Annotated in this window: 19 protein-coding genes; 13 read left to right on the forward strand and 6 right to left on the reverse strand. The window is 73.2% G+C overall.

Going from position 1 to position 22,537, the window contains the following annotated elements; genetic code table 11:
• The 4 genes from BMY19_RS26935 to BMY19_RS26950 all read left to right on the forward strand — a co-directional run.
• The coding region (locus tag BMY19_RS26935; RefSeq protein WP_244535031.1) for a methyl-accepting chemotaxis protein at window positions 1-792 on the forward strand (792 nt) is incomplete at its 5' end.
• 131 nt (window positions 793-923) lie between these two features.
• Window positions 924-1,340, forward strand: a complete 417-nt coding sequence (locus tag BMY19_RS26940) for an FKBP-type peptidyl-prolyl cis-trans isomerase (protein ID WP_100253519.1) — start codon at window positions 924-926, stop codon at window positions 1,338-1,340.
• 36 nt (window positions 1,341-1,376) lie between these two features.
• Window positions 1,377-2,747, forward strand: coding sequence for a Wadjet anti-phage system protein JetA family protein (locus tag BMY19_RS26945; protein WP_091679805.1), 1,371 nt, complete (start codon window positions 1,377-1,379; stop codon window positions 2,745-2,747).
• On the forward strand, window positions 2,740-3,366 hold the full coding sequence (locus tag BMY19_RS26950; RefSeq protein WP_020095807.1) for a DUF4194 domain-containing protein: 627 nt from the start codon (window positions 2,740-2,742) through the stop codon (window positions 3,364-3,366). Before BMY19_RS26945 ends, BMY19_RS26950 begins: the two co-directional genes overlap by 8 nt.
• A 169-nt stretch (window positions 3,367-3,535) precedes the next feature.
• Here BMY19_RS26950 and BMY19_RS26955 read toward each other — a convergent pair whose 3' ends face one another.
• On the reverse strand, window positions 3,536-5,212 hold the full coding sequence (locus BMY19_RS26955) for a methyl-accepting chemotaxis protein (RefSeq protein WP_100253520.1): 1,677 nt from the start codon (window positions 5,210-5,212) through the stop codon (window positions 3,536-3,538).
• A gap of 176 nt (window positions 5,213-5,388) precedes the next feature.
• On the opposite strand from BMY19_RS26955, the gene BMY19_RS26960 reads away from it, so the two are divergent.
• A complete protein-coding gene (locus BMY19_RS26960) occupies window positions 5,389-8,826 on the forward strand; it encodes an SbcC/MukB-like Walker B domain-containing protein (RefSeq protein WP_100253521.1) in 3,438 nt (1,145 codons plus the stop codon).
• Between the two features lie 102 nt (window positions 8,827-8,928).
• Here BMY19_RS26960 and BMY19_RS26965 read toward each other — a convergent pair whose 3' ends face one another.
• Window positions 8,929-9,144 carry a hypothetical protein gene (locus BMY19_RS26965; protein ID WP_010685854.1) on the reverse strand — a complete coding sequence of 72 codons (216 nt, stop codon included), beginning with the start codon at window positions 9,142-9,144 and terminating at the stop codon, window positions 8,929-8,931.
• Between the two features lie 413 nt (window positions 9,145-9,557).
• Between BMY19_RS26965 and BMY19_RS26970 the strand changes: the two genes are divergently transcribed.
• From BMY19_RS26970 to BMY19_RS26980, 3 genes are read left to right on the forward strand one after another with little or no spacing between them, the layout of a single operon-like run.
• The gene (locus BMY19_RS26970) at window positions 9,558-10,688 is read left to right on the forward strand and encodes a S1C family serine protease (RefSeq protein WP_026605342.1); all 1,131 of its coding nucleotides are present in this window, start codon (window positions 9,558-9,560) and stop codon (window positions 10,686-10,688) included.
• Complete coding sequence (locus BMY19_RS26975) at window positions 10,685-10,933, forward strand: hypothetical protein (RefSeq protein ID WP_020095812.1); 249 nt, start codon at window positions 10,685-10,687, stop codon at window positions 10,931-10,933. Before BMY19_RS26970 ends, BMY19_RS26975 begins: the two co-directional genes overlap by 4 nt.
• A 3-nt stretch (window positions 10,934-10,936) precedes the next feature.
• Window positions 10,937-11,698, forward strand: a complete 762-nt coding sequence (locus BMY19_RS26980) for a J domain-containing protein (protein WP_091924947.1) — start codon at window positions 10,937-10,939, stop codon at window positions 11,696-11,698.
• 138 nt (window positions 11,699-11,836) lie between these two features.
• Here BMY19_RS26980 and BMY19_RS26985 read toward each other — a convergent pair whose 3' ends face one another.
• Window positions 11,837-13,306 (reverse strand): D-alanyl-D-alanine carboxypeptidase, encoded by a 1,470-nt coding sequence (locus tag BMY19_RS26985; RefSeq protein WP_091924950.1) that lies wholly within the window; start codon window positions 13,304-13,306, stop codon window positions 11,837-11,839.
• Window positions 13,307-13,644: 338 nt separating this feature from the next.
• Between BMY19_RS26985 and BMY19_RS26990 the strand changes: the two genes are divergently transcribed.
• The 5 genes from BMY19_RS26990 (at window position 13,645) to BMY19_RS27010 (ending at window position 18,846) form a co-directional block, all read left to right on the forward strand.
• Window positions 13,645-13,989 (forward strand): phasin family protein, encoded by a 345-nt coding sequence (locus tag BMY19_RS26990; RefSeq protein ID WP_042674013.1) that lies wholly within the window; start codon window positions 13,645-13,647, stop codon window positions 13,987-13,989.
• 205 nt (window positions 13,990-14,194) lie between these two features.
• On the forward strand, window positions 14,195-14,581 hold the full coding sequence (clpS, locus tag BMY19_RS26995; protein ID WP_100253538.1) for an ATP-dependent Clp protease adapter ClpS: 387 nt from the start codon (window positions 14,195-14,197) through the stop codon (window positions 14,579-14,581).
• 38 nt (window positions 14,582-14,619) lie between these two features.
• Complete coding sequence (gene clpA, locus BMY19_RS27000) at window positions 14,620-17,106, forward strand: ATP-dependent Clp protease ATP-binding subunit ClpA (RefSeq protein ID WP_100253522.1); 2,487 nt, start codon at window positions 14,620-14,622, stop codon at window positions 17,104-17,106.
• A 92-nt stretch (window positions 17,107-17,198) separates the two neighbouring features.
• A complete protein-coding gene (locus BMY19_RS27005; protein ID WP_020095819.1) occupies window positions 17,199-17,483 on the forward strand; it encodes a hypothetical protein in 285 nt (94 codons plus the stop codon).
• A 64-nt stretch (window positions 17,484-17,547) separates the two neighbouring features.
• A complete protein-coding gene (locus tag BMY19_RS27010) occupies window positions 17,548-18,846 on the forward strand; it encodes a flavin monoamine oxidase family protein (protein ID WP_100253523.1) in 1,299 nt (432 codons plus the stop codon).
• A 61-nt stretch (window positions 18,847-18,907) separates the two neighbouring features.
• On the opposite strand, the gene BMY19_RS27015 is transcribed toward BMY19_RS27010, so the two are convergent.
• Genes BMY19_RS27015 through egtB form a run of 3 tightly spaced genes read right to left on the reverse strand, consistent with a single transcriptional unit; the run spans window position 18,908 to window position 22,261 of the window.
• Entirely contained in the window at window positions 18,908-19,972 is a 1,065-nt protein-coding gene (locus BMY19_RS27015) for an adenylate/guanylate cyclase domain-containing protein (protein ID WP_056525392.1), read from the reverse strand.
• A gap of 27 nt (window positions 19,973-19,999) precedes the next feature.
• Window positions 20,000-20,974 carry an L-histidine N(alpha)-methyltransferase gene (egtD, locus tag BMY19_RS27020; RefSeq protein WP_100253524.1) on the reverse strand — a complete coding sequence of 325 codons (975 nt, stop codon included), beginning with the start codon at window positions 20,972-20,974 and terminating at the stop codon, window positions 20,000-20,002.
• 18 nt (window positions 20,975-20,992) lie between these two features.
• Window positions 20,993-22,261 carry an ergothioneine biosynthesis protein EgtB gene (gene egtB / locus BMY19_RS27025; RefSeq protein ID WP_100253525.1) on the reverse strand — a complete coding sequence of 423 codons (1,269 nt, stop codon included), beginning with the start codon at window positions 22,259-22,261 and terminating at the stop codon, window positions 20,993-20,995.
• Window positions 22,262-22,537 lie beyond the last annotated feature (276 nt).

Below are 22,537 nucleotides of genomic sequence, written 5' to 3' on the forward strand. Positions count from 1 at the left end.
GTCGCGCAGGTCTCGACCGCGGCGGCCGGCCTGCAGGCCACGGCCCGCGGCATGACGGAGACCGCGGCCGAGACCGCGGGGCAGTCGACCACCGTCGCGGCCGCGGCCGAGGAGGCGGCCAGCAACGTCGGCACCGTGGCGGCGGCGGCCGAGGAACTCGGCGCCTCCGTGCAGGAGATCGGCCGGCAGGTCGACGGCTCGGCCGGTCTCGCGCGGGCGGCGGTCGCGGAGGCCGACCGGACCGGCGCGCTGGTCCGGGACCTGAGCGAGGCCGTGGCGCGGATCGGCGACGTGGTCGGGCTGATCTCGACCATCGCGGGCCAGACCAACCTGCTGGCGCTCAACGCCACGATCGAGGCGGCGCGCGCGGGCGCGGCCGGCCGCGGCTTCGCGGTGGTGGCCACGGAGGTGAAGGCGCTGGCCGCGCAGACCGCCCGGGCCACGGAAGAGATCGCGGGCCAGATCGGGCGGGTGCAGGCCTCGACCGGGCAGGCCGTCGCGGCGATCGGGACGATCACGGCCCGGATCCGCGACATCGACGGCGTGGCGACCACGATCGCGGCGGCGGTGGAGCAGCAGGGCGCGGCGACCCGCGAGATCGTCCGCAACGTCGGCCAGGCGGCGCAGGGCGCGGCCGCGGTCACCGGCCACGTCGCCGGCGTCGCTGCGGCCTCCGGCGCGACCGAGGCGGCGGCGGGCGAGGTCCTGGGCGCGGCCGCCGCCCTGTCGGCCCAGGCCGCGCACCTGACCGAAGAGGTCGGCCGCTTCCTCGACGGCGTCCGGGCCGCCTGAGCGCGCCTCCAAGCGCGCGCCCAAGCGCGCCCTGGGGGCACCGCCGGCCGCCTCCCTGGCCTGGACGGGTCCGAGGCGATAGAAGGCCTCCCGACGGCCGGCGCGCACGGCGCCGGCTCCAGGGAGAAACCATGCCTCGCCTGTCCCCCCTCTTCGGAGCCGCGTTGATTGCCATGACCACAGCCGCCAATGCCGAGACCGTGACCACCCCGTCGGGCCTCAAGTATCAGGACGAGGTCGTCGGCACCGGGCCCGAGCCGAAGGCCGGCCAGACGGTCACCGTCCAGTACACCGGCTGGCTCGACGAGGGCGGCAAGAAGGGCAAGAAGTTCGACTCGTCCCGCGACCGCAACCAGCCCTTCAGCTTCCTCCTCGGCGCCGGCCAGGTGATCAAGGGCTGGGACGAGGGCGTCGCCACCATGAAGACCGGCGGCAAGCGCACCCTGATCATCCCGCCGCAGCTCGGCTACGGCGCCCGCGGCGCCGGCGGCGTGATCCCGCCGAACGCCACGCTGATCTTCGACGTCGAGCTCCTCGGCGCGAAGTAAGCGGCACGGCTGCGCGACGGCGGGAATTTCGAGACGATGCTGTTCGCGCAGCTGTCCGACGAGCTGTTCAAGCCGCTGGCCTCGCCGAGCCGCGGCTTCAACGCGGCCCTGCTCCTGCACCTGCACCGGCGCGTCCTCGGGGCCGAGCCGGTGCGCAAGGCCGAGCTCCTGGCCGAGATCGGCGACTTCGCCGCCGGCTGGAGCGACCCCGAGGTCAGCGGCGACGAGCCGATCTCGGCCGACCCGGCCGAGCGCCGCACGGCGCTCTACCGGCGCCTCCTCGACACCGGCTGGCTGATCGAGCGCCGCGAGCGCTACGTCCCGGTCGCGGAGTTCGACCCCGAGGCCCGCCTCCTCCTGGAGGAGCTGTCGCGGCTGGAACGGGGCGAGACCCGCTCCTACGGGGGCGCCGTCCTGGAGGTGCTGGGCGGCCTCGAGAGCGCCCTGTCGGACCCGGCGAACCGCTCCGAGGCGCTGTCCAACGCCGCGCGGGGCGCGGCCGCCTTCCTGTCCCACGTGCGCGGCCTCGCGGCCGGCATGCGCAAGGTCGAGGAGCGCATCCTGCGCGAGCCCGACCGCGCCAAGACCTTCCGGCTGTTCTTCGAGGATTTCGTCGAGCGCCACCTGATCAGCGACTACCGGACGCTGCACACCCGCTTCAACCCGTTCCGCTTCCGGGCCAGCGTGGTGCGCGAGGCCGGCCGGGCGCTGCGCGACGCCCTCACGGTCCGGGCTCTGGCCGAGGGCCTGATCCGCGAGGGGCGGAGCGCCGATCTCGACACGGCGCAGCGGGCCGTCCGGGCGGATCTCGCCCAGATCCTCGCGGTGTTCGAGGGCCTCGACAACCACCTCGACGCCGTCGACGCCGTGGTGGCGCGCCTGGAGCGCCGGATCGCCTCCGCGCTGCACGTGATGGACCGCCCGGACCCGAGCGGCGTCGAGCGCGTCGCCGCGATGCTGCGCGCCGTCGGCGGGTCGGAGATCGCCCCCGAGGTGCCGGGCGACGTCTCGCTGCTGCGGCCGCCGATCGGGCACGCGCATCTCCAGGCGCCGCGCGCCCGCAAGTCGGCCATCGACATGGAGCCGCTGCCCGACATCGAGGACGACCCCGTGGTCGACGCCTTCGCGGCCGCCAAGGCGGAGTTCCGCCGCCGCACCACCGTGACGCCCGAGAGCATGAGCGCCTTCGTGGAGGCCCGGCTCGGCAAGGCGGTGCGGCTGCGCGGGTCGCAGATCGTCATCGCGGGCGTCGACGACTTCATCGTGTTCCAGCGCCTGCGCGAGATCGACGTGCTGTTCGACGCCAAGCTCGGCGCGCGCTACGCCCTGACCCGGCTGCCCGAGCGGGTGGTCAACGGCTGGCTGGACTGCCCGGATTTCCTGCTGGAGCGCCGTCCCCGTGCTTGAGGGTTTCCGCGCGATCATCGACGGCGACGAGCCGCCGCCGCCCGGCGCCCGGGCGCCGGACGCCGAGGAGCTGTGCCGCGCCCTCCAGGTGCTGCTGAAGGGGCAGGTGATCTACGCCGAGACGCAGGGCATCGGCCGCTCCTACGAGCTCGCCCGGCACTACGCGCCGTTCTTCACCGACTACTTCGCCTGCCTCGGCTACGCGCTGACCGTGTCGCACCGCGACCAGATGGTCTCGCTGAGCCCGGCCGCCGACGCCCCGCGCCACGACATCGTCTCGGAGCGCCTGCGCAAGGACGAGACCCTGGTGCTGCTGGCGCTCCGGCTCCTCTACGAGGAGGGCCTGCGCGACCACCGGGCCGGAACGGACGGGATCGTCGACTGCACCACCGACGAGATCGTCGAGAAGATCCGCGCCGTGGCGCGCAACGAGCCCCCCGAGGAGGGCCGGCTCGCCGACATCCTGCGCCTCTACGCCAAGCGCGGCGGCCTGCGCCTCGGCGAGCGCGACCGGGTCGAGCGGGTCACGCCGCTGTCGCTCCTGCCGGGGCTGACGGTGCTGGCCTCCGACGCCTGGATGGAGCGCCTGCGGGCGTGGTCCGAGGCCGGCGAGGCCTGATTCCGCCGTCCGGTCGACCAGTTCGGCGCCGTCTTTGCGAGCGGAGCGAAGCAATCCAGCCGGCGCCACGATTGCCGGCGTCGCGCTGCCCTGGGTCACTTCGCTGCGCTCGCGATGACGGGGTGAGATACGTCAACCGCGACGTGCGGCCGAACCCACGTGACCGCGCTCAGGCCGCCCGGACCGTCGCCAGGAAGTGCTCGACCTCGCTGCCGAGATGGGCCGCCTGGCGGGCCATCTCGGAGGCCGAGGCCAGGACCTGCGCGGCGGCCGCGCCGGTTTCCTCGGCGGCGCCGGCAACGCCGCTGACATTGACGGTCACCGACTCGGTCCCGGTCGCGGCCTCGGCGACGTTGCGGACAATCTCCTGCGTGGCCGCACCCTGCTCCTCCACTGCCGCCGCGATGGAGTTGGCCATGCCGCTGATCTCGCGGATGCGGCCGGCGATGCCGTCGATGGCCTGGACGGCCTGGCCGGTCGAGCCCTGGATCTGCGCGATCTGGGCCGAGATCTCGGCCGTCGCCTTGGCGGTCTGGTCGGCCAGCGCCTTCACCTCGGTGGCGACGACCGCGAAGCCGCGGCCGGCGACGCCGGCCCGGGCCGCCTCGATCGTGGCGTTCAGCGCCAGCAGGTTGGTCTGGCTGGCGATCGCCGAGATCAGGTCGACCACTTCGCCGACCCGGCGCGCGCCGGTGCTCAGGGCCTGGACGAGGTCGGCCGTGGCGGCGGCCTCGCGGACGGCGGCCTGCGCCAGGTCCGCCGAGGAGCCGACCTGGCGGCCGATCTCGTTGACCGAGGAGCCGAGCTCCTCGGCCGCCGCCGCGACCGTGGTGACGTTGGAGGAGGCCTCCTCGGCGGCGGCCGCCGCGCTGGTCGACTGGCCGGCCGTCTGCGTCGCCGTCGCGGTGAGGCTCTGGGCCGTGGACTGGAGCTGCGTCGCCGCCGACGTCACCGATCCGACGATGCCGCCGATCGCGGATTCGAACCGGTCGGCGAGTTCGCGCGTCGCCTGCCGGCGCTGCGCCTCGGCGCCGGCACGGGCCTGCGCGGTCTCGGCCTCGAGGGCGCGGGCGTGCAGCAGGTTCTCCCGGAAGATCGCGACGGTCGCCGACATGGCGCCGATCTCATCCCGCCGCGCCGCGTAGGGGATCTCGGCCTGGGTGTCGCCGTCGGCGAGCCGCCGCATGGACAGCGTCATCCCGGAAAGCGGCCGCGACACGCCCGTGAAGGCGTACAGCATGGCGCCGAGCGCGATGACGAGACTGACGAGCAGGCTCACGACGGTCGTCCGGACCGCGTCGGCCTGGCTGTCGCGGGCCGCGCGTCCGGCCGCCTCGCCGTTCCGGATGTTCAGGTCGGCGAGGGCGCGGGTCGCGCTGGAGGCCGCGAGGTAGTTGGCGTTCATCGGCCCGCGGAAATAGGCGAGCGCCTGATCGTGCTGGTCGGCCGGGAAGGCGCGCAGACGGGTCCAGTCAGCCTGCTGCACCGCCAGCTTGGCGAGCAGGTCGTCGTAGATCCCCTGCTCCTCCTTCGACGCCACCAGGCCGCGGTACGCCTCGGCCTTCGCCTGGCGGTTCCGCATCATCTCGTCGGCGTTCTTCAGGCTGGTCTCGCGCTCGGCTTCGGTATCCGCCGTCACGTAGCGGAACTGCCACAGTCGCGAGCGCATCACGAGCGCGTTGATCGCCTGGGCCTCGTTGATCGACGGCACGGCGTTGTCGATCAGCTCCGCGAGCCGCTGGTCGACAGCCTGCATCTTGTAGAGGGTCACGCCGCCCTGAACGATCGCCGCCAGGAGCAGGAGGGCGAAGAGGCCGCTGAGTTTTGCTTTGAGACTGAGACGCATCGGTCGGTTCCGGTCGTGCAGGCGAGACCCGCAGGACATGAACAGTTTGTGCTAACAGGGTTATAACCTGAGGTAGGATCAGGCTTCACGGGTTCGCGTGTGTCGGCTTGCATACGCGGCCGAGTCCGGCCAACTGGGCCGCTCATTCCTCGCCACCGACCCGACCCACCGACACCGTGTACGTCCTCACCGACATCGCCATCTCGAACTGGTACCTGATCCGCCGCGAGCAGATCCGCCTGCGCGGCGCCGCGGCGCTGGTCGGGCCGACCGGCGCCGGGAAGTCGACGATCTTCGACGCGGTCGGCACGGTGCTGGCCGGCAACAACGCCAGCCGCCTCGCCCTCAACGCCTCGGCCTCCGGCCGCAGCGCCCGCACCGTGCGCGACTACTGCCTGGGCTGGATCAGCGACCCGGCGGAGGGCGGCCGCCCGACGCGGGAATCCTGCGAGACCGTGCTGGTGCTGGTCTTCGAGAACCCCGATTCCGGCCGCGTGGTCTCGGTCGGCCTCGCCCTGGCGGCCCGGGCCGCCGAGCCGAAGGAGACCGTGCTGTCGCGCTTCATCGCGGTCGGGCACCGGTTCGAGGTCTCCGACTACGCCCGCACCGCCCCCGGCGGCACCTACACGGCGCCCTGGAGCGAGATCGCCGCTGAGCTGCGCGCCCGCGCGTCGAGCTTCACCGAGTACCGCACCTCCGGCGAGCGCTTCACGGCCGACGTGCTGGCGACCCTGCGCGAGGGCGCGCCGGCGCCGGAGCCGCGTCACTTCCTGCGCAGCTTCGCCAACGCGGTGGCGTTCAAGCCGATCTTCGACACCAGCGCCTTCGTGCGCGCCTTCGTGCTCGAGCCGGAGCCCCTCGACGTCGAGCGCGTGCGCCACTCCATCGCCAACTGGCGCCGCCTCCGGGAGACAATCGCCGAGCTGGAGACCCGGCTCGGGCGCCTGCGGCGCCTGCGCGACCGCTACGAGGCCTGGGGCGAGGCGGTCCTCGCCGCCGCGACGCACGAGCTGCGGGCGGCCAGCGCCGATCTGCGCCGCCGCAGTCTCGACCTCATCGCCGTCCGGGGCCGCCTCCGCGAGGGCGCCGACACCCTGCGCATCGCCCGCGAGCGCGTCGCGGCGAGCCGCGGCTACGTCCGCGAGATCGACGGCGAGATCGCTGAGAAGAAGGCGCTGGCCGCCGCGGGCGCCGCCGAGGGCCGGCTCGCGGCCTCGACGCTCGGCCTGTCCATGCTGGAGCGCGACCGCAAGGAGCTGATCGGCCGGATCGGCGACCTCGTCGCCCTCGTCGGGCAGATGGCCAAGCTCCAGCCGGTCACCCCGATCCTGCGGCAGAGCTGCCCGCAGGCTGCCCGCCTCGCCGAGGCCTGCGCCCGGGCAGGCCTGCGCCGGGACGCCTCGCCCGAGGAGATCCTGCGCCCCGACGGCCCGCTGGCCGAGCTGGCCGACGGGCTGGCGCGCCTGCCCGACTTCGACGAGGCCCTGGAGCGGGCCGCCGAGGACGCGGCGCTCAAGGCCCGCGCGCAGGAGAGCGAGGCCGAGCGCACGGCCCCGCGCACCGGCGGCGGCCCGGCGGCGCGGCTGTCCTCCGACACGGTGGCGTTCCGCGGCGAGCTGGAGCGGCGCGGCATCGACGCGCTGCCGATCTGCGAATTGGCCGAGATCGTCGACCCGACCTGGGGGCCGGCGCTCGAAGGGCTGCTCGGGCGCGCCCGCGAGGCCCTGGTGGTCGCCCCGGACCGGCTGAGCGAGGCCCTGGGCGTGCTGCAATCGGGCCGCGACCGCTACAGCCGCTGCATCCTGGTCAAGACCACCGACACCGCCAAGCAGCGCGCCCGCCGCTACGACGACGGTCCGCTCACCGTGATCGAGACCAGCGACCCCCACGCCGAGGCGTTCCTCGGCGTGCGGCTCGGCGGCTACGACCTCGCCCGGGACGATGCCGAACTGGCGCGCCTGTCCCGGGCCGTGGCGCCCAGCGGCCGGACCACGGCCGGCATGGCCTACACGGTCACCCGCAGCGTCGACCTGCTGATGACCCGCGGCCATCGCGGGCCGACCGCCGACAGCCGCCGCGCCCACGAGATCGCCGTCGCGGAGGCGCGGCGCCTGCGCGGCGAGGCCGCGGTCCTGCGCGAGGCCGCCCGGACGGCCGCCGCGATCCGGGCCCGCGTCGCCCGGGGCCTCGACGCGGTGGAGGCCCTGCGGGCCGAGCTCGACGGGCTTGAGGGGCGGCGGCGCACGCTCCAGACCGAGCGGGAGGGCATCGAGAAGCGCGACACGGCCGGGCTCACCGCCGAGATCGCCGCGCTGACCACCGAGCGGGTCGGCTACCTGCGGGAATTGTCGGAGGAGCTGGAGCCGAAGCTCGACCGCCTGCTCGCCGACGAGGCGGCCCTGCGCGCCCGGATGGGGCCGGTGCGGGAGGCCGTCCGCGCCGCCCTGTCGGCCCGCCGCGCGGCCCTGCGCCAGCTGAGCGCGGGCGACGCGGCGCGGGTGCGCCTCGCCCGGGCCGAGCCCTTCGACCTCGGCGTGGTCGCCGAGGCGCGGCGGGCGCTCGCCGGCCTCGACGCCAAGGCGGCCGGGGCGCGGGTGAGCGCCGAGCGCGGCCTCGCGCGGGATTCCGCCGAGGCCGCCCGCTCGCACGGGCGCATCGCCGAGCGCGAGCTGGCGGAGGCCTGCGCCGCCTGGCGGGTGGAGAACCCGCTCGCCTCCGGGGACGCGCCGGCGATCGACGGCTTCGCCTGGGTCCGGCGGGAATACGAGGCGGTGGAGGGGCACGAGCTGCGCCGCTACCGGGCGCAGGCCGAGCGGGCCGAGTCCGAGATGCGCCGCCTGATGACCGAGGACCTGCTGACGCGCCTCGCCGACCGGTTCGAGCGGGTCCATGCCCGGCTCGCGGCCCTGAACGAGCGGCTCTCGGCCCGCAGCTTCACCGGCCAGACCTACGCGTTCGAGGCGGCGGTGGACCGCCGCTACGCCGCCGTCCACGCGCTGGCAACCGAGACCGCCCGCTCGCCCGAGGCCGCGCAGGCGCTGCTCGCCGGCGAGGCCGAGGGGCCGATGGCGGCCGCGCTCGAGGAGATCACCGCCCTGATCGCCGGCGCGGAGGACGCGGCGCGGCTCGCCGATTACCGCAACTACTTCGTGTACGAGATCGGCATGCGCGACCGGGCGGGCAACCGCACCACGATGTCGGCCCGGGCGCTGCGCGGCTCCGGCGGCGAGGCGCAGGCGCCGTTCTACGTGGCGATCGCCGCGTCGCTCGCCAGCGCCTACTATCCGGGGGACCGGCCGGGCGACGAGAATCCGGGGCTCGGCCTGTGCCTGCTCGACGAGGCGTTCTCGAAGCTCGACGTGCGCAACAGCCAGGCGCTGGTCGATCTCTACCGCGCCTGGGGGCTGCAGCTCCTGATCGCCGCCCCCGAGGACAAGCGCACGACGCTGACCGAGGTGATGGACACGATCGTGACGGTCTACAAGAGCCCGGATCTCACCTCGGTCCGGATCGAGGCCGAGCACCCGCTCGAGGCGGCCCGGCGGGCGCTGCACGCGATCAACCCCGACCAGGTCGGGATCGAGGGCTTCCGCCAGTCCGACGCGGCGGAGTGAGCCCGCGGGGTACCGGGGCGGGGCTTCGCGCCGCCGTCCCCGGTATCCCCGTTCTCCGGGTGGTCGGCCGTCAGTTCAGGCGACCGTCAGTTCGGGCGATCGTCAGTTCAGGTAGGTGCGGATCCAGTTCGGCGAGAGGATCTCGCCCTCTTCGGTGATGATCCAGGGCTGCTTGGCCGGGTCGGCCAGGGCGCCGGCGGCGGCCGCGATCGCCTCCCGCAGGGTCTGGTAGCGCTCGGGCTGCGCGAGCGGGGTGCTCGCCGGGGCCGTGCGCCAGATCGTCAGATCCGCGGGCCGTTCCAGAGCTTCGGTTTCCATGGGTACTCGTCCTTCCGAACCGTTTTGGACCGTTCAGACCGCCGCCGCCGGGCTCTGCCGAGGGGCTGCGGCGACCGAGTGTCTGAGCGTCAATGCAAGCATCTCTGCGGCAGCTTTGCGATCAATTCGGGCGGTTCTCGAAACCAGCACCCGGTGCCGAGGCACGAGTTCAGGCGGGGTTCGGTGTTTTATGTCCGTATTGAGCGCGACTGAGCTGCCCTGGACTTGTGAGAATTGTGGCTCCTGAATGATGACCATTCCGTTAGCCTGTTTGCGCCGGTCGCCGACGTGCGCCAGAACACGTCAGGGGCCTGTCGGCGGCGGCGCCTCTCTGTGTTGACGCCCCGATCCTGAACGCGCACTTAAGGCTCGGCCCGTCGGGGCCCGCCTACGCGCTTCTCTCGGAGTCACCCGTGCCGGATCGTACCGTGCGCATCGTCCTCGCCGCGGTCCTGGTCCTGCTGGCGCTCTACGTCGCCCAGCCCTACCTGCAGCCGCTGCTCTACGCGGCCGACACGCCCCGGGCGATCACGGCCCGCGGCGATCTGGCGCCGGCCGAGTCCTCGACGGTCGCGCTGTTCGAGCGCGCGAGCCCGTCCGTCGTTCACGTTTTCGCGCAGGGCGCCGCGCAGAACCGCGACCTGCTCGACCTCGACGACCAGGGCGGTGAGCAGGGCGGGACGCAGACCGGCACCGGCTTCGTGTGGGACGGCGCCGGCCACATCGTTACCAACACCCACGTCGTGCAGAACGCCGCGCGGAGTGGCGGCTCGGTCTCGGTCCGGATGAGCGACGGCGAGGTCGTGCCCGCCACCCTCGTCGGGATGGCGCCGTCCTACGACCTCGCGGTCCTGCAATTGGGGCGGGTGCGGACCATGCCGCCGCCGCTGGCGATCGGCACCTCGGCCGATCTCAAGGTCGGGCAGTCGGCCTTCGCCATCGGCAACCCGTTCGGCCTCGACCACACGCTGACCACCGGCGTCATCAGCGCCGTGCGCCGCCGCATGCCGACGAGCGAGGGCCGCGAAGTGTCCGGCGTCATCCAGACGGACGCGGCGATCAACCCGGGCAATTCCGGCGGCCCGCTCCTCGATTCCGCGGGCCGGCTGATCGGCGTCAACACCGCCATCGTGTCACCGTCCGGCGCCAGCGCCGGCATCGGCTTCGCGATCCCCGTCGACGTGGTGAACCGGATCGTGCCGGAACTGATCAAGGCCGGCCGCGTGCGCAATCCCGGCATCGGCATCATCGCCGCCCAGGAGGCGGCCACCGCGCGGCTCGGCATCGACGGCGTGGTCATCGTGCGGGTGCTGCCCGGCTCCCCGGCCGCGCAGGCCGGTCTGCGCGGCGTCGACCCGCAGACCGGCGACCTCGGCGACGTGATCGTCGAGGCCAACGATCGCCCGGTCCACCGCCTCGCGGACCTGACCGCGGCCATCGAGGAGGCCGGCCTCGGCGCCGGCGTGACCCTCAAGGTGGAGCGCGACGGCCGGATCCGGCAGGTCCGCGTCACCACCGCCGAGGTCGCGGAGAACCGGCGATGACGCGCGCGGCCCTCCTCCTGACCCTGATCCTCCTCGCCGCCGCCGCGCGGGCCGGCGAGGCGCCGACGCGCGCGCGCCTCTGCCCGGAGAACCTGCCCGAGGGCGTGCGCCTCCCGCCGCAGCCCGGCTGCGACGCGAGCGTGCGCCCGCCGACGCCGCGCCGGCCGGGCCACTTCGATCTCGGGGATGGGACGAGCATCCAGATCGGCGGGAGCGCGTCCGCCCTCTACGGCGTGCGGCGCTGAGCGATGGTGCTGTTCGCCGGCCTGCTCGCCTGCCTGACCCTGTGGTGGCTGTCGAAGAACTCGGGCGGCCTCGGCCGGAGGCTCCGCGGCGGTCTCCGGGCTGGCCTCGGTGCCGCCCTCGGGCGGGCGCGTCTGCCGACCTTCGGCGCCTTCGCGCTGCTGGCGGCCGGGTTCCTGCTCCTGCGCGGGAACTTCGTCCTCGCGGCACTGCTCGGGCTGAGCGGCGTCTGGATGATCGAGGGCCAGGCCGCCATGACCGCGCGGCTGCGCCGGCTGATCCGGCCGGGATCCGGCGAGCGCCCGCGCGACCCGGAGGACCGCCGCTTCCGCACGGTCCTGATCGACGCCCTCGTGCGCCCGGACGGCAGCCTGCGCACGGGCCGCGTCATCGCGGGGCCGGGCGCCGGCGCGTGGCTCGACAGCATGCCCACCGGGGCCGTGGTCGAGCTGCTGCGGCTCTGCCGGATCCGCGACGCCGCGGGTGCCGCCCTGCTAGAGCCGTATCTCGACCGCCGGGCGCCCGGATGGCGTGTAGACGCTGAGGGCGATCGCGACCCGCGGCCGCGCCGTCCGCCGCATCCAGGGGCGATGACGCAGGAGCAGGCGTACGAGATCCTGGGGCTTCAGCGCGGGGCGACCGCTGAGGAGATCCGGTCGGCCCACCGGTCTCTCATGAAGCGCGCCCACCCCGACCAGGGGGGCAGCGCCGAGGGCGCGGCGCGCGTCAACGCGGCCCGGGACAGGCTTCTGAACCGACATCGCTGAACTCCACGCGCGTTGTCAGAGAGTTACCGATCGTCGGCCGCGGACGAACTCGGTCGCGGCCGTTCCGTATCCGGCGCGCGGGCGCGCCGGTGGCTCGCGAAACGCGGCGCGCGGGCGCGCCGGCGGGTCTCGCGGGTCTCAGCTCCGCGTGGCGAAGCAGCTGAAGCCGCTGCGCTTCAGGGCCGAGCAGGCCTCCTGGGCGGAATCCTGCTCGGCGAAGCCCGAGAAGCGGGCGCGGAACAGCGTGGTGCCGCCGTGCTCGACCTTGACCGTGTAGGGCGCGGCCTTCGACAGGCTGCCGCCGACCTTGGCGCGCGCCTCCGAGAGCATCGTCCGGGCCTTGGACTCGTCGTCCATGGCGCCGAGCTGGATCACCCAGGCGGTCGGGACGACGCGGGCGCCGGAGACCGCCTTCGGCGGCTCGTCGCGCTCGAGGGAGGCCACCCGGGCCGTGGACTTGGACGCGCCCGGGAAGGGCGGCTGGGCGTTGCCGCCGCCGGCATAGGCCTGGGCCGCCTTCGGGATGCCCTGCGGGCCGGGCTTCCAGGTGCCGCCCGGCGTCGTCGTCTTGGCGGGGGACAGGTCGAGGGGCTCGCCGGTGGTGCCGGTCGTCTCGACGTCCTCGTCGTCCGCCGAGGCGACCTGCGTGCGGGTCCGCGAGACCGCGTCGGCGACGACCGCCGGGCGGGCGCGCTCGGCGACCTCGGTGACCGGAGCCGAGATCCGGGCGCCGGCATAGGCGCGCGGCAGGCTGGCGCGGACGAGGTCGGCCATGATCCGGTCACGGCTCGCGCCGGACTTGCCGCCCAGCACGATCGCCACGATCTGGCGCCCCTCGGACTTCGCCGCGGTCATCAGGTTGAAGCCGGAGTCCCGGGTGTAGCCGGTCTTGATCCCGTCGACGCCCTGGACGTTGCCCAGCAGGCGGTTGTGGTTGCCGATCACCCGGCCGCGGAACGCGAAGGACCGGGTCTGGAAGTACCGGTAGTAGTGGGGGAACCGGTCCTGGATCGCCCGCGCCAGCACGGTGAGGTCGCGCGCGGTGGTCAGCTGGTCCGGATCGGGCAGGCCCGAGGCGTTGGCGTAGTGCGTGCGGCTCATGCCGAGGGCGTGGGCCTTCGCGGTCATCATCTGGGCGAAGCGCTCCTCGGAGCCGGCGATGTTCTCGCCGATGGCGCAGGCCACGTCGTTCGCCGACTTCGTCACGATCGCCTTGATGGCGTCCTCGACCGAGATGGTCTGGCCGGGGCGCAGGCCGAGCTTGGACGGCGCCTGGGCGGCGGCGTGGGCCGAGATGGTCAGGTCGGAATCGAGGGCGAACTTGCCCCGCTCCATCTGCTCGAACAGCATGTAGAGCGTCATCACCTTGGTGATCGAGGCCGGGTGCCGCAGGGCGTCCTCGTTCACCGCGTGCAAGGTCTTGCCGCTCTTCACGTCCACGACCATCGCCGCGTAGGGCGGGTTGTAGCCGCCGCCGGCGCGGGCATGGTGGTGGTGCCGACCGCGCCGGGCGTCGGCCGGTGAGGCCATGGCCGTCAGGACGGCGGCGGCCAGGATCGCGGCCGGGAGCGCTGGAATCGTCCGGGAGCGGCCTACTACGCTACGCATCACGCCTGATTGCCTCGCGAGACCGGATCTGGCCGGTCGTATCCCCTGCAGAGCCTTCCGCCGATCACGTGGCCCCGCTGCATCAGTGGAGAGTTAGGCAAGTGCAGTTACAGGCCCGTTAATGCGATCGCGGCGAGTGCCGGATCGTGCCGGTCCGGCATCCGCTTACCGGCCGTTCCCGACCCGCTGTTGCCGGTCGGCCATGCCGTGCCGGTCGCGGCCGGCCGCACTTACAGGCCCGAGCTTGACGCTGGCTGTCGTGCCGCACACTCTCGCGGCGATCCGAAACTGTCGGTCGCGGATGGCGGGCCGGCTCGGCGGCGGACCGGAGATCGGCGATGCAGAGACCCCCTGCCCTCCCCCTGAGCCCGGTCGCCTCCGGCTTCGGGACGCCCCTGCGGCGGTTCGGGATCGCGAGCCGGGCGGCCCAGACCCTCGGCATCGAGTATCTCGACTCGGTCAAGAAGGCCCTCGACGATCTCGGGGCGACCTGGGGGGCGCTGGCGGCGGCCCGCAGCCCGACCGAGATCCTGGCGGTGCAGGCCGCGTACCTGCAGCGGGCCGGGGAGCGCGCCGCGGCCCGCTCGGCCGCCGCCGGCGACGCGATGCTGGGCCTGACCGGCGCGTTCCTGCGGCCGAAGGCGCTGGCGCCGGCCGCGGCCCGTCCCGGCCCGGCGCGCTAGCGGGTCGGCCATCATGCGCCGGGGACGCGCGGTGCAGGGCGGACAAGTGCGCACAGGCGTCTGGCGAAGTCGGCTCACCGTCTGTAGATTAAACGGCGTGGAGCTGAGCGCTGCTCCCGGCAGGCCAGGATCAGGATCGGCCGTGAGGGCCGGCGGCGCCCGCTCCGAGCAAGGGATCGGTTCGACGCACATGAGACAGGTCCCCATGCAGGGCACCGCGAGTTCGACGAGGGAACACCGGCCGGCGCGCATCGCGGTCACGGCATCCGGTTCGCGCGCCCCCGGGGGCGACGACCGCTCCAACACCGCGATCATCACGCGCACCAAGCCGCGGACCAAGCGGCCGAGCCTGTACCGGGTACTCCTTCTGAACGACGATTATACGCCGATGGAGTTCGTGGTCCTGGTGGTCGAGAGGTTCTTCAACAAGAGCCACGAGGACGCCTACCAGATCATGATGCACGTGCATCAGAATGGGGTCGGCGAGTGCGGGGTCTTCACCTACGAGGTGGCGGAGACCAAGGTGACGCAGGTCATGGACTTCGCGCGCAAACACCAACATCCTCTCCAGTGCGTTATGGAAAAGAAATAGGCGCCGCTCGCGGTAGGCACGAAGGACAGAGGCCAGCTTTGCCAAGCTTCTCACGCAGCCTAGAACAAGCCCTCCACCGCGCCCTGGCGCTCGCCGGGGAGCGCCGGCACGAATACGCGACGCTGGAGCATCTCCTGCTCGCCCTGGTGGATGACCAAGATGCGGCCGCGGTCATGCGCGCCTGCAACGTCGAGATCGACACGCTCAAGCGCAGCTTGGTCGACTACGTCGATACCGAGCTCTCCAACCTCACCGGCGATGGCCGGCAGGACGCCAAGCCCACGGCCGGGTTCCAGCGCGTGATCCAGCGCGCGGTGATCCACGTGCAGTCCTCTGGTCGCGAGGAGGTGACCGGCGCCAACGTGCTGGTGGCGATCTTCGCCGAGCGCGAGAGCCACGCCGCCTACTTCCTGCAGGAGCAGGACATGACCCGCTACGACGCGGTCAACTACATCAGCCACGGCATCGCCAAGCGGCCCGGCGCCTCCGAGGCGAAGCCCGTGCGCGGCGCCGACGAGGAGGGCGCGTCCGAGCGTCCGAGCGACGACGGCGATCCGCGCGGCGCCAAGAAGAAGGGCGACGCGCTCGACGCCTACTGCGTCAACCTCAACAAGAAGGCGCGCGACGGCAAGATCGACCCGCTGATCGGCCGCCATTCCGAGGTCGAGCGCACGATCCAGGTGCTCTGCCGCCGCCAGAAGAACAACCCGCTGCTCGTGGGCGATCCCGGCGTCGGCAAGACCGCGATCGCGGAGGGCCTAGCGCGCAAGATCATCCAGCACGAGGTGCCGGAGGTCCTGGCCGACGCGACCGTCTTCTCCCTCGACATGGGCACGCTGCTCGCCGGCACCCGCTACCGGGGCGACTTCGAGGAGCGCCTCAAGCAGGTGATGAAGGAGATCGAGGCGCACCCGAACGCGATCATGTTCATCGACGAGATCCACACGGTGATCGGCGCCGGCGCGACCTCGGGCGGGGCCATGGACGCGTCGAACCTGCTCAAGCCGGCGCTCGCCTCCGGCACGCTGCGCTGCATCGGCTCGACCACCTACAAGGAGTACCGCCAGTACTTCGAGAAGGATCGCGCCCTGGTGCGGCGCTTCCAGAAGATCGACGTCAACGAGCCGTCAATCCCCGACACGATCGAGATCGTGAAGGGCCTGCGGCCGTACTTCGAGGAGTTCCACAAGCTCAAGTACACGACCGAGGCCGTGAAGGCCGCGGTGGAGCTGTCGGCCCGCTACATCAACGACCGCAAGCTGCCCGACAAGGCGATCGACGTGATCGACGAGACCGGCGCCTCGCAGATGCTGGTGCCGGAGGCGCGCCGCAAGCGCACCATCGGCATCAAGGAGATCGAGGCGACCATCGCCACGATGGCCCGGATCCCGCCGAAGACCGTCTCCAAGGACGACGCGGTGGTGCTCCAGCACCTGACCGAGAACCTGAAGCGCGTGGTCTACGGCCAGCCGAACGCCATCGAGGCCCTGACCTCGGCGATCAAGCTGGCCCGGGCCGGCCTGCGCGACCCGGACAAGCCGATCGGCTCGTACCTGTTCGCGGGCCCGACCGGCGTCGGCAAGACCGAGGCCGCCAAGCAGCTCGCCGCCTCGCTCGGCGTCGAGATGCTGCGCTTCGACATGTCGGAGTACATGGAGCGCCACACGGTGAGCCGCCTGATCGGCGCGCCCCCCGGCTACGTGGGCTTCGACCAGGGCGGCCTGCTCACCGACGGGATCGACCAGCACCCGCACTGCGTGCTCCTCCTCGACGAGATCGAGAAGGCGCATCCGGACCTGTTCAATATCCTGCTGCAGGTGATGGACCACGGGAAGCTGACCGACCACAACGGCAAGCAGGTCGATTTCCGCAACGTCATCATCATCATGACGTCGAACGCGGGCGCCTCCGACCTGGCCAAGGCGGCCTACGGCTTCACGCAGTCGAAGCGCTCCGGCGACGACGTCGAGGCGATCAACCGGCTGTTCGCGCCGGAATTCCGCAACCGGCTCGACGCGATCATCTCGTTCGGCCACCTGCCGAAGGACGTGGTGGCGAAGGTGGTGGACAAGTTCGTCCTCCAGCTCGAGGCGCAGCTCGCCGACCGCAACGTCACGATCGAGCTCTCCGACGAGGCCCGGGACTGGCTGGTGGAGCACGGCTACGACGACGCGATGGGCGCGCGCCCGATGGCCCGGCTGATCCAGTCGACCATCAAGACGCCGCTCGCCGACGAGGTGCTGTTCGGCAAGCTCAAGGACGGCGGCGCGGTCCGCGTGGTCGTCCGCAAGCCGGAGGACGGCGAGGCCAAGGCCGGCGCCAAGGACAGCCTGGGCTTCGACTTCCCGGCGGGTCCCGTGACGCCCAAGCCCGAGAAGGACGTGACCAACGCCGCCAAGCGCCACAAGCGCGCCAAGCCCCGCACCGCGGCCCGGAAGAAGACGCCGAAGGACAACAAGGGCGGCGGCGGCAGCTCGGGCGGCGGCGTCCGGACCGTGCCGAAGGTGCCACTCGTGCGCGCCTAATGGTGTGCAGGCCGGCCGGCGGCCTTCCGGACTCGGGGGCCGCCGGTCTATGACCGCCGCGACGCGCATGCGCCGCGGCGAGGAGGCGCCCGATGACTGACAACCTGCACGAGGGACCTCTGTCCCCCGTCGCGCAGCCGGCGCCCCCCAAGAAGCTCACCCGGCGCGAGGAGCGGCGCCGGCGTCGCCAGCGGCGCCGCCGCGGCGAGGAGGTGCTGGCCTGGGTGCTCGTGCCGTTCATCTGCTTCGGGATCTACTGGGGCATCGCCGCCGGCTTCGACTTCTTCGGCACCTCGCCGGGCCAGGTCTGGGACCAGCTGATGCAGGTCAAGGCCATGATGGAGAAGCGTTCGGGTCCCCAGGGCGCGCGCGGCTAGCGCGCCGCCCCTGTCCGGACGCGGGAGGCGACGCCTCCGGAGACGGTTCCGAGCGGGCGCGCCCATGACACCGACCCGTCGATCGCTGCTCGCCGCCCCCCTCCTGGCGATGCCGGCCCTCCGGGCCCGCGCCGGCGGCGGATCCGTGGTCGTCGTCGGCGCCGGGGCCGCGGGGCTCGCGGCCGCCGCCCTCCTGCGGGCGGCCGGGCAGAGTTTCACCCTCGTCGAGGCCCGGGACCGGATCGGCGGCCGCGCCTTCACCGACCGGGCGCTCGGCGCCGCGTGCCGGTTCGACGCCGGCGCCGAGTACATCCACTGGGCCGAGCGCAATCCCTGGGCGCCCATCGCCCGGGCGGCCGGGGCGCACGTCGCCCGCGAGGACGGCTGGGCGCGCCGGCTCGTCGTCGACGGCCGTCCCGCCACCGCCGCCGAGGCGGCGCAGCGGCGCACCGGCTTCTCCGGCCTCGACGCGCTGCTCGCCCCGAAGGGCAGCGACCCGTCCCTGGCGGAGGCGGCCCAGGCCGGCGGTCCGGACGCCGCCCTGGCGGCGGCCGGCCTGAGCCGGCTCTCCCTCGGCGAGGATCCCGAGCGGGTCTCGGCCGTGGACTACGACCGGCTCTGGTCCGGCTCCGACCTCTGGATTGACGGCTACGGCGACCTCGTGGCGCGGCACTTCGCCGACCTGCCGGTCAGCCTCGGCTGCCCGGTGCGGGCGATCGACTGGTCGGGTCGCGGGGTCCGGGTCGAGACGGCGCGGGGCACGATCGCGGCCGCCGCCGCCATCGTCACGGTGCCGGTCGGCGTGCTGAAGGCCGGAGCCGTGGCGTTCGCGCCGGACCTGCCGGACGCCGCCCGGACGGCGCTCGACGGCCTGTCGATGGGCGCCTACACCAAGATCGGCCTGCGCCTCGACCCCGCGCGCCTCGACGGTGCCGACCTCGGCGACGCGGTCTCGGTGGCGACGGGCGGCCCGACGATCTACTTCGAGATGCAGCCCTTCGGCCGGTCCCTGGCGGTGGCCAATCTCGGCGGCGACCTCGCGCGCGACCTGTGCCGGGCCGGTGAGGCGGAGGCGGTGGCGCTCGCCACCGAGCGCCTGGTCGCGGTCCTCGGCGGCGGCGCCCGCAGCGCCGTCCAGGCCGGGCGCCTCGCCGGCTGGTGGACGGACCCGCACGCCCGGGGCTCCTACTCGATCGCCGCCCCCGGCCACGCGGAGGCCCGCGACCGCCTGCGCGCGCCGGTCGGCGGGCGCGTGTTCTTCGCCGGGGAGGCGCTGGCGGGCGGCGGCGCCATGACGGTGGGCGGGGCGACCCTCGACGGCGAGCGCGCGGCCCGGGCGGTGCTGAAGGCGCTCGGCGCCTGAGCTGCCCGTCTCGGCTATCCGTCTTGGCTATCCGTGTTGGCCATCCGTCTTGGCGGCCCGCTCAGGCGGTCGCGGCGCGGCTCGGCAGCGGTCGCGCGGGTGCCGCGACGGCGGCCCGGCGCCGGATCGCCGCCACCGCCAGGGGCTCGGCGCGGCCGCGCAGGGCGTGCGCCCCGAGATCCTCCGCCACGAGGTCGTCCGGCAGCGGGCCGAGCCGGGCGAGGAGGTCGGCCGAGACGAGGACGTCGACCCCCAAGGTCTTCGACAGGGCCTCCAGCCGGGCCGTCGTGTTCACGACGTCGCCGAAATACGCGATCTTGTGCCGCTCCAGCCCGATCTCGGCGGTCACGACCGGGCCGCAATGCAGCGCGGCGCGGAACTGCGGCACCTGCCCGAAGCGATCCCGCCAGCTCTCCGCCTCGGCGGCGAGGCGCTCCTGGAACGCGAAGACGCAGCGCAGGCAGGCGGCGTCGCGCAGGCCCCGCTCCATCGTCCAGGTCACCAGCGCGAGGTCGCCGACGTAGTCGTCGATGGAGCCGCGGGCGCGCGCCACCGGCAGCGCCAGGGCGTTGAACACCTGCCCGAGATAGGCCTGCGCCGCCCGGTCGCCGTGGCGGTCGGCGAAGCGCGTCGATCCGGTCACGTCGAGGAAGAGGAAGATCCGCTCCTCGCTGATCGGCCGGTGATAGCGCCCGATCAGCAGGTTGGCGAAGACGCCGGGGCCGATCAGGTCGCGGACCCGGAACACGAACACCACCAGGGCCGAGATGCCGAGCGCGTAGAGCAGGCCGGACTGCGACATCAGCATCGCGTTCCGCTCGCTGTACATGAAGCGGAACAGCTGGTTCAGCACCGTGCTGGCGACCGCGTTCCCGACCACGATCAGCGCGATGTAGAGCGCCACGGTGGCGAGCAGGAACAGCGGCGTCGCGAGGCCGCGGATGCGGTCGCGCAGGCGCGGCGCCAGCAGCTGGCGCTCGTAGAGCAGGATCGGCGTGCCGATGATCGCGCCGCGGATCGCCGTCCCGGTCAGCGGGGCGATCCCGAAGATCACCCCGTAGAGGAGCCCCGCCAGGGCCCCCAGGGCGGGCGCCACCAGCAGGAACCAGCGCGGGCCGAAGCGCATGGGTTCGCGTGCCCCGCCCGGCCCCGCTCAGTCCAGCCGGAGCGCGTGGACCGAGAACAGCTGGTCCGGGTCGGTCCAGACCGTCAGCCACGTCCAGCCCGCCCGCTCGGTCAGCGCCCGGAACGTGGCCGGCGTGTACTTGTAGCTGCTCTCGGTGTGGATCGTCTCGCCAGCCGCGAACGCGAAGGTGTCGGCGCCGACCCGCACCGCCTGGGCGTCGCGGGCGACGAGATGCATCTCGATCCGCGAGGCGTCGGTGTTGAACACCGCCCGGTGGCTGAACGCGCCGGGCTCGAAGCGGCCGGCGAGTTCCCGGTTGATCCGGGTCAGGAGGTTGAGGTTGAAGGCCGCCGTCACGCCCTGCGCGTCGTCGTAGGCGGTCTCCAGCACCGCCGGGTCCTTCACGAGGTCGACGCCGACGATCATGTGGGCGCCCGGCCCCAGGATCCGCCCGAACCGGCGCAGCAGCGCCTCGGCCTCGTGCGGGTCGAAGTTGCCGATGGTCGAGCCCGGGAAGAACCCGGCGCGCGGCAGGCCGTTCAGGCTGTCCGGCAGGTCGAAGTCGCGGGTGAAGTCGGCCACGACCGGCTCGACCCGCAGGTCCGGGAAGTCGCCCCGCAGGACCTCCGCCTGCCCGCGCAGGAACTCGCCGGAGACGTCCACCGGCACGTAGGCCGCGAGGGTGTCGAGGTGGCGCAGGAGACGGCGCAGCTTCACGGTCGAGCCGCTGCCGAACTCCACCAGCGCCGCGTGGGCCGGCAGCAGGGCGGCGATCTCGGGCCCGCAGGCGTCGAGGATGCCGATCTCGGTCCGGGTCGGGTAGTACTCCGGGAGCCGCGTAATCGCCTCGAACAGCGCGGACCCGGCCTCGTCGTAGAAGTATTTCGGCGACAGGGCCTTCTGGGGCTTGGACAGGCCCGCGCGGACGTCGTCGAGGAAGCTCAGCGGCGGCGCGTCCAGCGTGACCGGCGTCGCGTCGGCGAAGGTGGGCTTGATGGTCAAGGGCGGCTCCGGGGTGCGTCAGGCGGCGTCGGCGAGGCGCAGGCCGGTGAACTGCCAGCGCTGGTGCGGATAGAAGAAGTTGCGGTACGGCAGCCGGGCATGGCCCTCGGGGGTCGCCACCGACGAGCCCCGCAGCACGAACTGGTTGGCCATGAACTTGCCGTTGTACTCGCCGAGAGCCCCCGGGAGCGGCCGGTACCCCGGGTACGGGACGTAGGCGCTGCGGGTCCATTGCCAGACGAGGCCGAAGGCGTCCGGCAGGCCGCCGTCGCGGGCCGCGACCTCCCACTCGAACTCGGTCGGCAGGAAGCGGCCGGCCCAGCGGGCGTAGGCGTCGGCCTCGTAATAGCTGACATGGGTGACGGGCGCGTCGAGATCCACCGGGCGCTCGCCGCCCAGCGTCATGGTCGCCCACCCCTCCCCGTCCCGGCGCCAGTAGCCGGGGGCCTCCCAGCCCTCCGCCGGCCCGGCATACCAGCCGTCGGAGAGCCACAGCTCCGGCTTGGCGTAGCCGCCATCCTGCATGAAGGCGAGCCACTGGCGGTTCGTCACCAGCGCCCGGTCGAGGCGGCCGGCCGGGATGAGCGTCTCGTGCCGGGGCGACTCGTTGTCGAACGAGAACCCCTCGCCCGCATGCCCGATCCACGCGATCGCGCGGTCGAGGGTGACCTGGCCGGCCTGCGCCGCCGCCTTCGGGAAGCGCCAGTCCGGGTCGTAGGCCGGGTTCAGCGGGTTCTGCGCGAAGGCGTGCAGGATGTCGGTGAGGAGGAGCTCCTGGTGCTGCTGCTCGTGGTAGAGGCCGATCTCCAGGATCGGCAGCACTGCCTCGAGCGCGCGCTCGGAGGCCTGGCCCAGCAGAGCCTCGACCGCCCGATCGATATGGGCGCGGTAGGCCGCGACCTCTGCCATGGTCGGGCGGGTGATCATGCCGCGCTGGATGCGCGGCTGACGGGGACCGGCCGCCACGTAGTACGAGTTGAACAGGTAGTGCAGCCGCGCGTCGTAGATCGCGTAGCCCGGCAGGTGCTCCCGCAGCAGGAACTGCTCGAAGAACCACGTGACGTGCGCCCGGTGCCACTTGGTCGGGCTGGCATCGGCCATCGACTGGACCTGCTGGTCTTCCGGCGAGAGCGGCGCGGCGCGGCGCTCGGTCTCGCTCCGGACCTGCCGGTAGGCGGCGATCCAGGCGGCCCGGTCGATCGGCCGGGCCGTGACGTGCGGCGGCGGGAAGGCCGGTGCCGCGGGGTCGCGTCTCTCGTCCGGGCGCAGTGCGGCTGTCGCTGCCATGACGATGATCCCTTTTTTCGGGCCTGACCGAGAACCGTCTTCTCGACCCCGGCCGGCGCGCAGAAGATATGTTCCGGCCGTGTTCCGACAACCTCTGCAAGAGCGGACGCGGCGGCTTCGCGTGCGCTTGGTCGGCGCGCGGTCGCCGCTCGGCCCACCGGGCCTCTTCGCCGCGTCGGCGCGCCGGTTAACGGAACGGGTTGGGGATCACGGGTCTTTCTCTCGCCGCAGTGACACCGCCTTAACCCTCGCTGCCGAGATTTTGGGACGCTCTTC

The sequence above is a fragment of the Methylobacterium sp. UNC300MFChir4.1 genome (assembly GCF_900110155.1).
Taxonomy (GTDB): Bacteria; Pseudomonadota; Alphaproteobacteria; order Rhizobiales; family Beijerinckiaceae; genus Methylobacterium.

Coding starts and splice junctions, on each gene's coding strand:
- BMY19_RS26940 (WP_100253519.1), top strand. CDS start 924: ATGCCTCGCCTGTCCCCCCTCTTCGGAGCCGCGTTGATTGCCATGACC.
- BMY19_RS26945 (WP_091679805.1), top strand. CDS start 1,377: ATGCTGTTCGCGCAGCTGTCCGACGAGCTGTTCAAGCCGCTGGCCTCG.
- BMY19_RS26955 (WP_100253520.1), bottom strand. CDS start 5,212: ATGCGTCTCAGTCTCAAAGCAAAACTCAGCGGCCTCTTCGCCCTCCTG.
- BMY19_RS26965 (WP_010685854.1), bottom strand. CDS start 9,144: ATGGAAACCGAAGCTCTGGAACGGCCCGCGGATCTGACGATCTGGCGC.
- BMY19_RS26975 (WP_020095812.1), top strand. CDS start 10,685: ATGACGCGCGCGGCCCTCCTCCTGACCCTGATCCTCCTCGCCGCCGCC.
- BMY19_RS26980 (WP_091924947.1), top strand. CDS start 10,937: ATGGTGCTGTTCGCCGGCCTGCTCGCCTGCCTGACCCTGTGGTGGCTG.
- BMY19_RS26985 (WP_091924950.1), bottom strand. CDS start 13,306: ATGCGTAGCGTAGTAGGCCGCTCCCGGACGATTCCAGCGCTCCCGGCC.
- BMY19_RS26990 (WP_042674013.1), top strand. CDS start 13,645: ATGCAGAGACCCCCTGCCCTCCCCCTGAGCCCGGTCGCCTCCGGCTTC.
- clpS (WP_100253538.1), top strand. CDS start 14,195: ATGCAGGGCACCGCGAGTTCGACGAGGGAACACCGGCCGGCGCGCATC.
- BMY19_RS27005 (WP_020095819.1), top strand. CDS start 17,199: ATGACTGACAACCTGCACGAGGGACCTCTGTCCCCCGTCGCGCAGCCG.
- BMY19_RS27010 (WP_100253523.1), top strand. CDS start 17,548: ATGACACCGACCCGTCGATCGCTGCTCGCCGCCCCCCTCCTGGCGATG.
- BMY19_RS27015 (WP_056525392.1), bottom strand. CDS start 19,972: ATGCGCTTCGGCCCGCGCTGGTTCCTGCTGGTGGCGCCCGCCCTGGGG.
- egtB (WP_100253525.1), bottom strand. CDS start 22,261: ATGGCAGCGACAGCCGCACTGCGCCCGGACGAGAGACGCGACCCCGCG.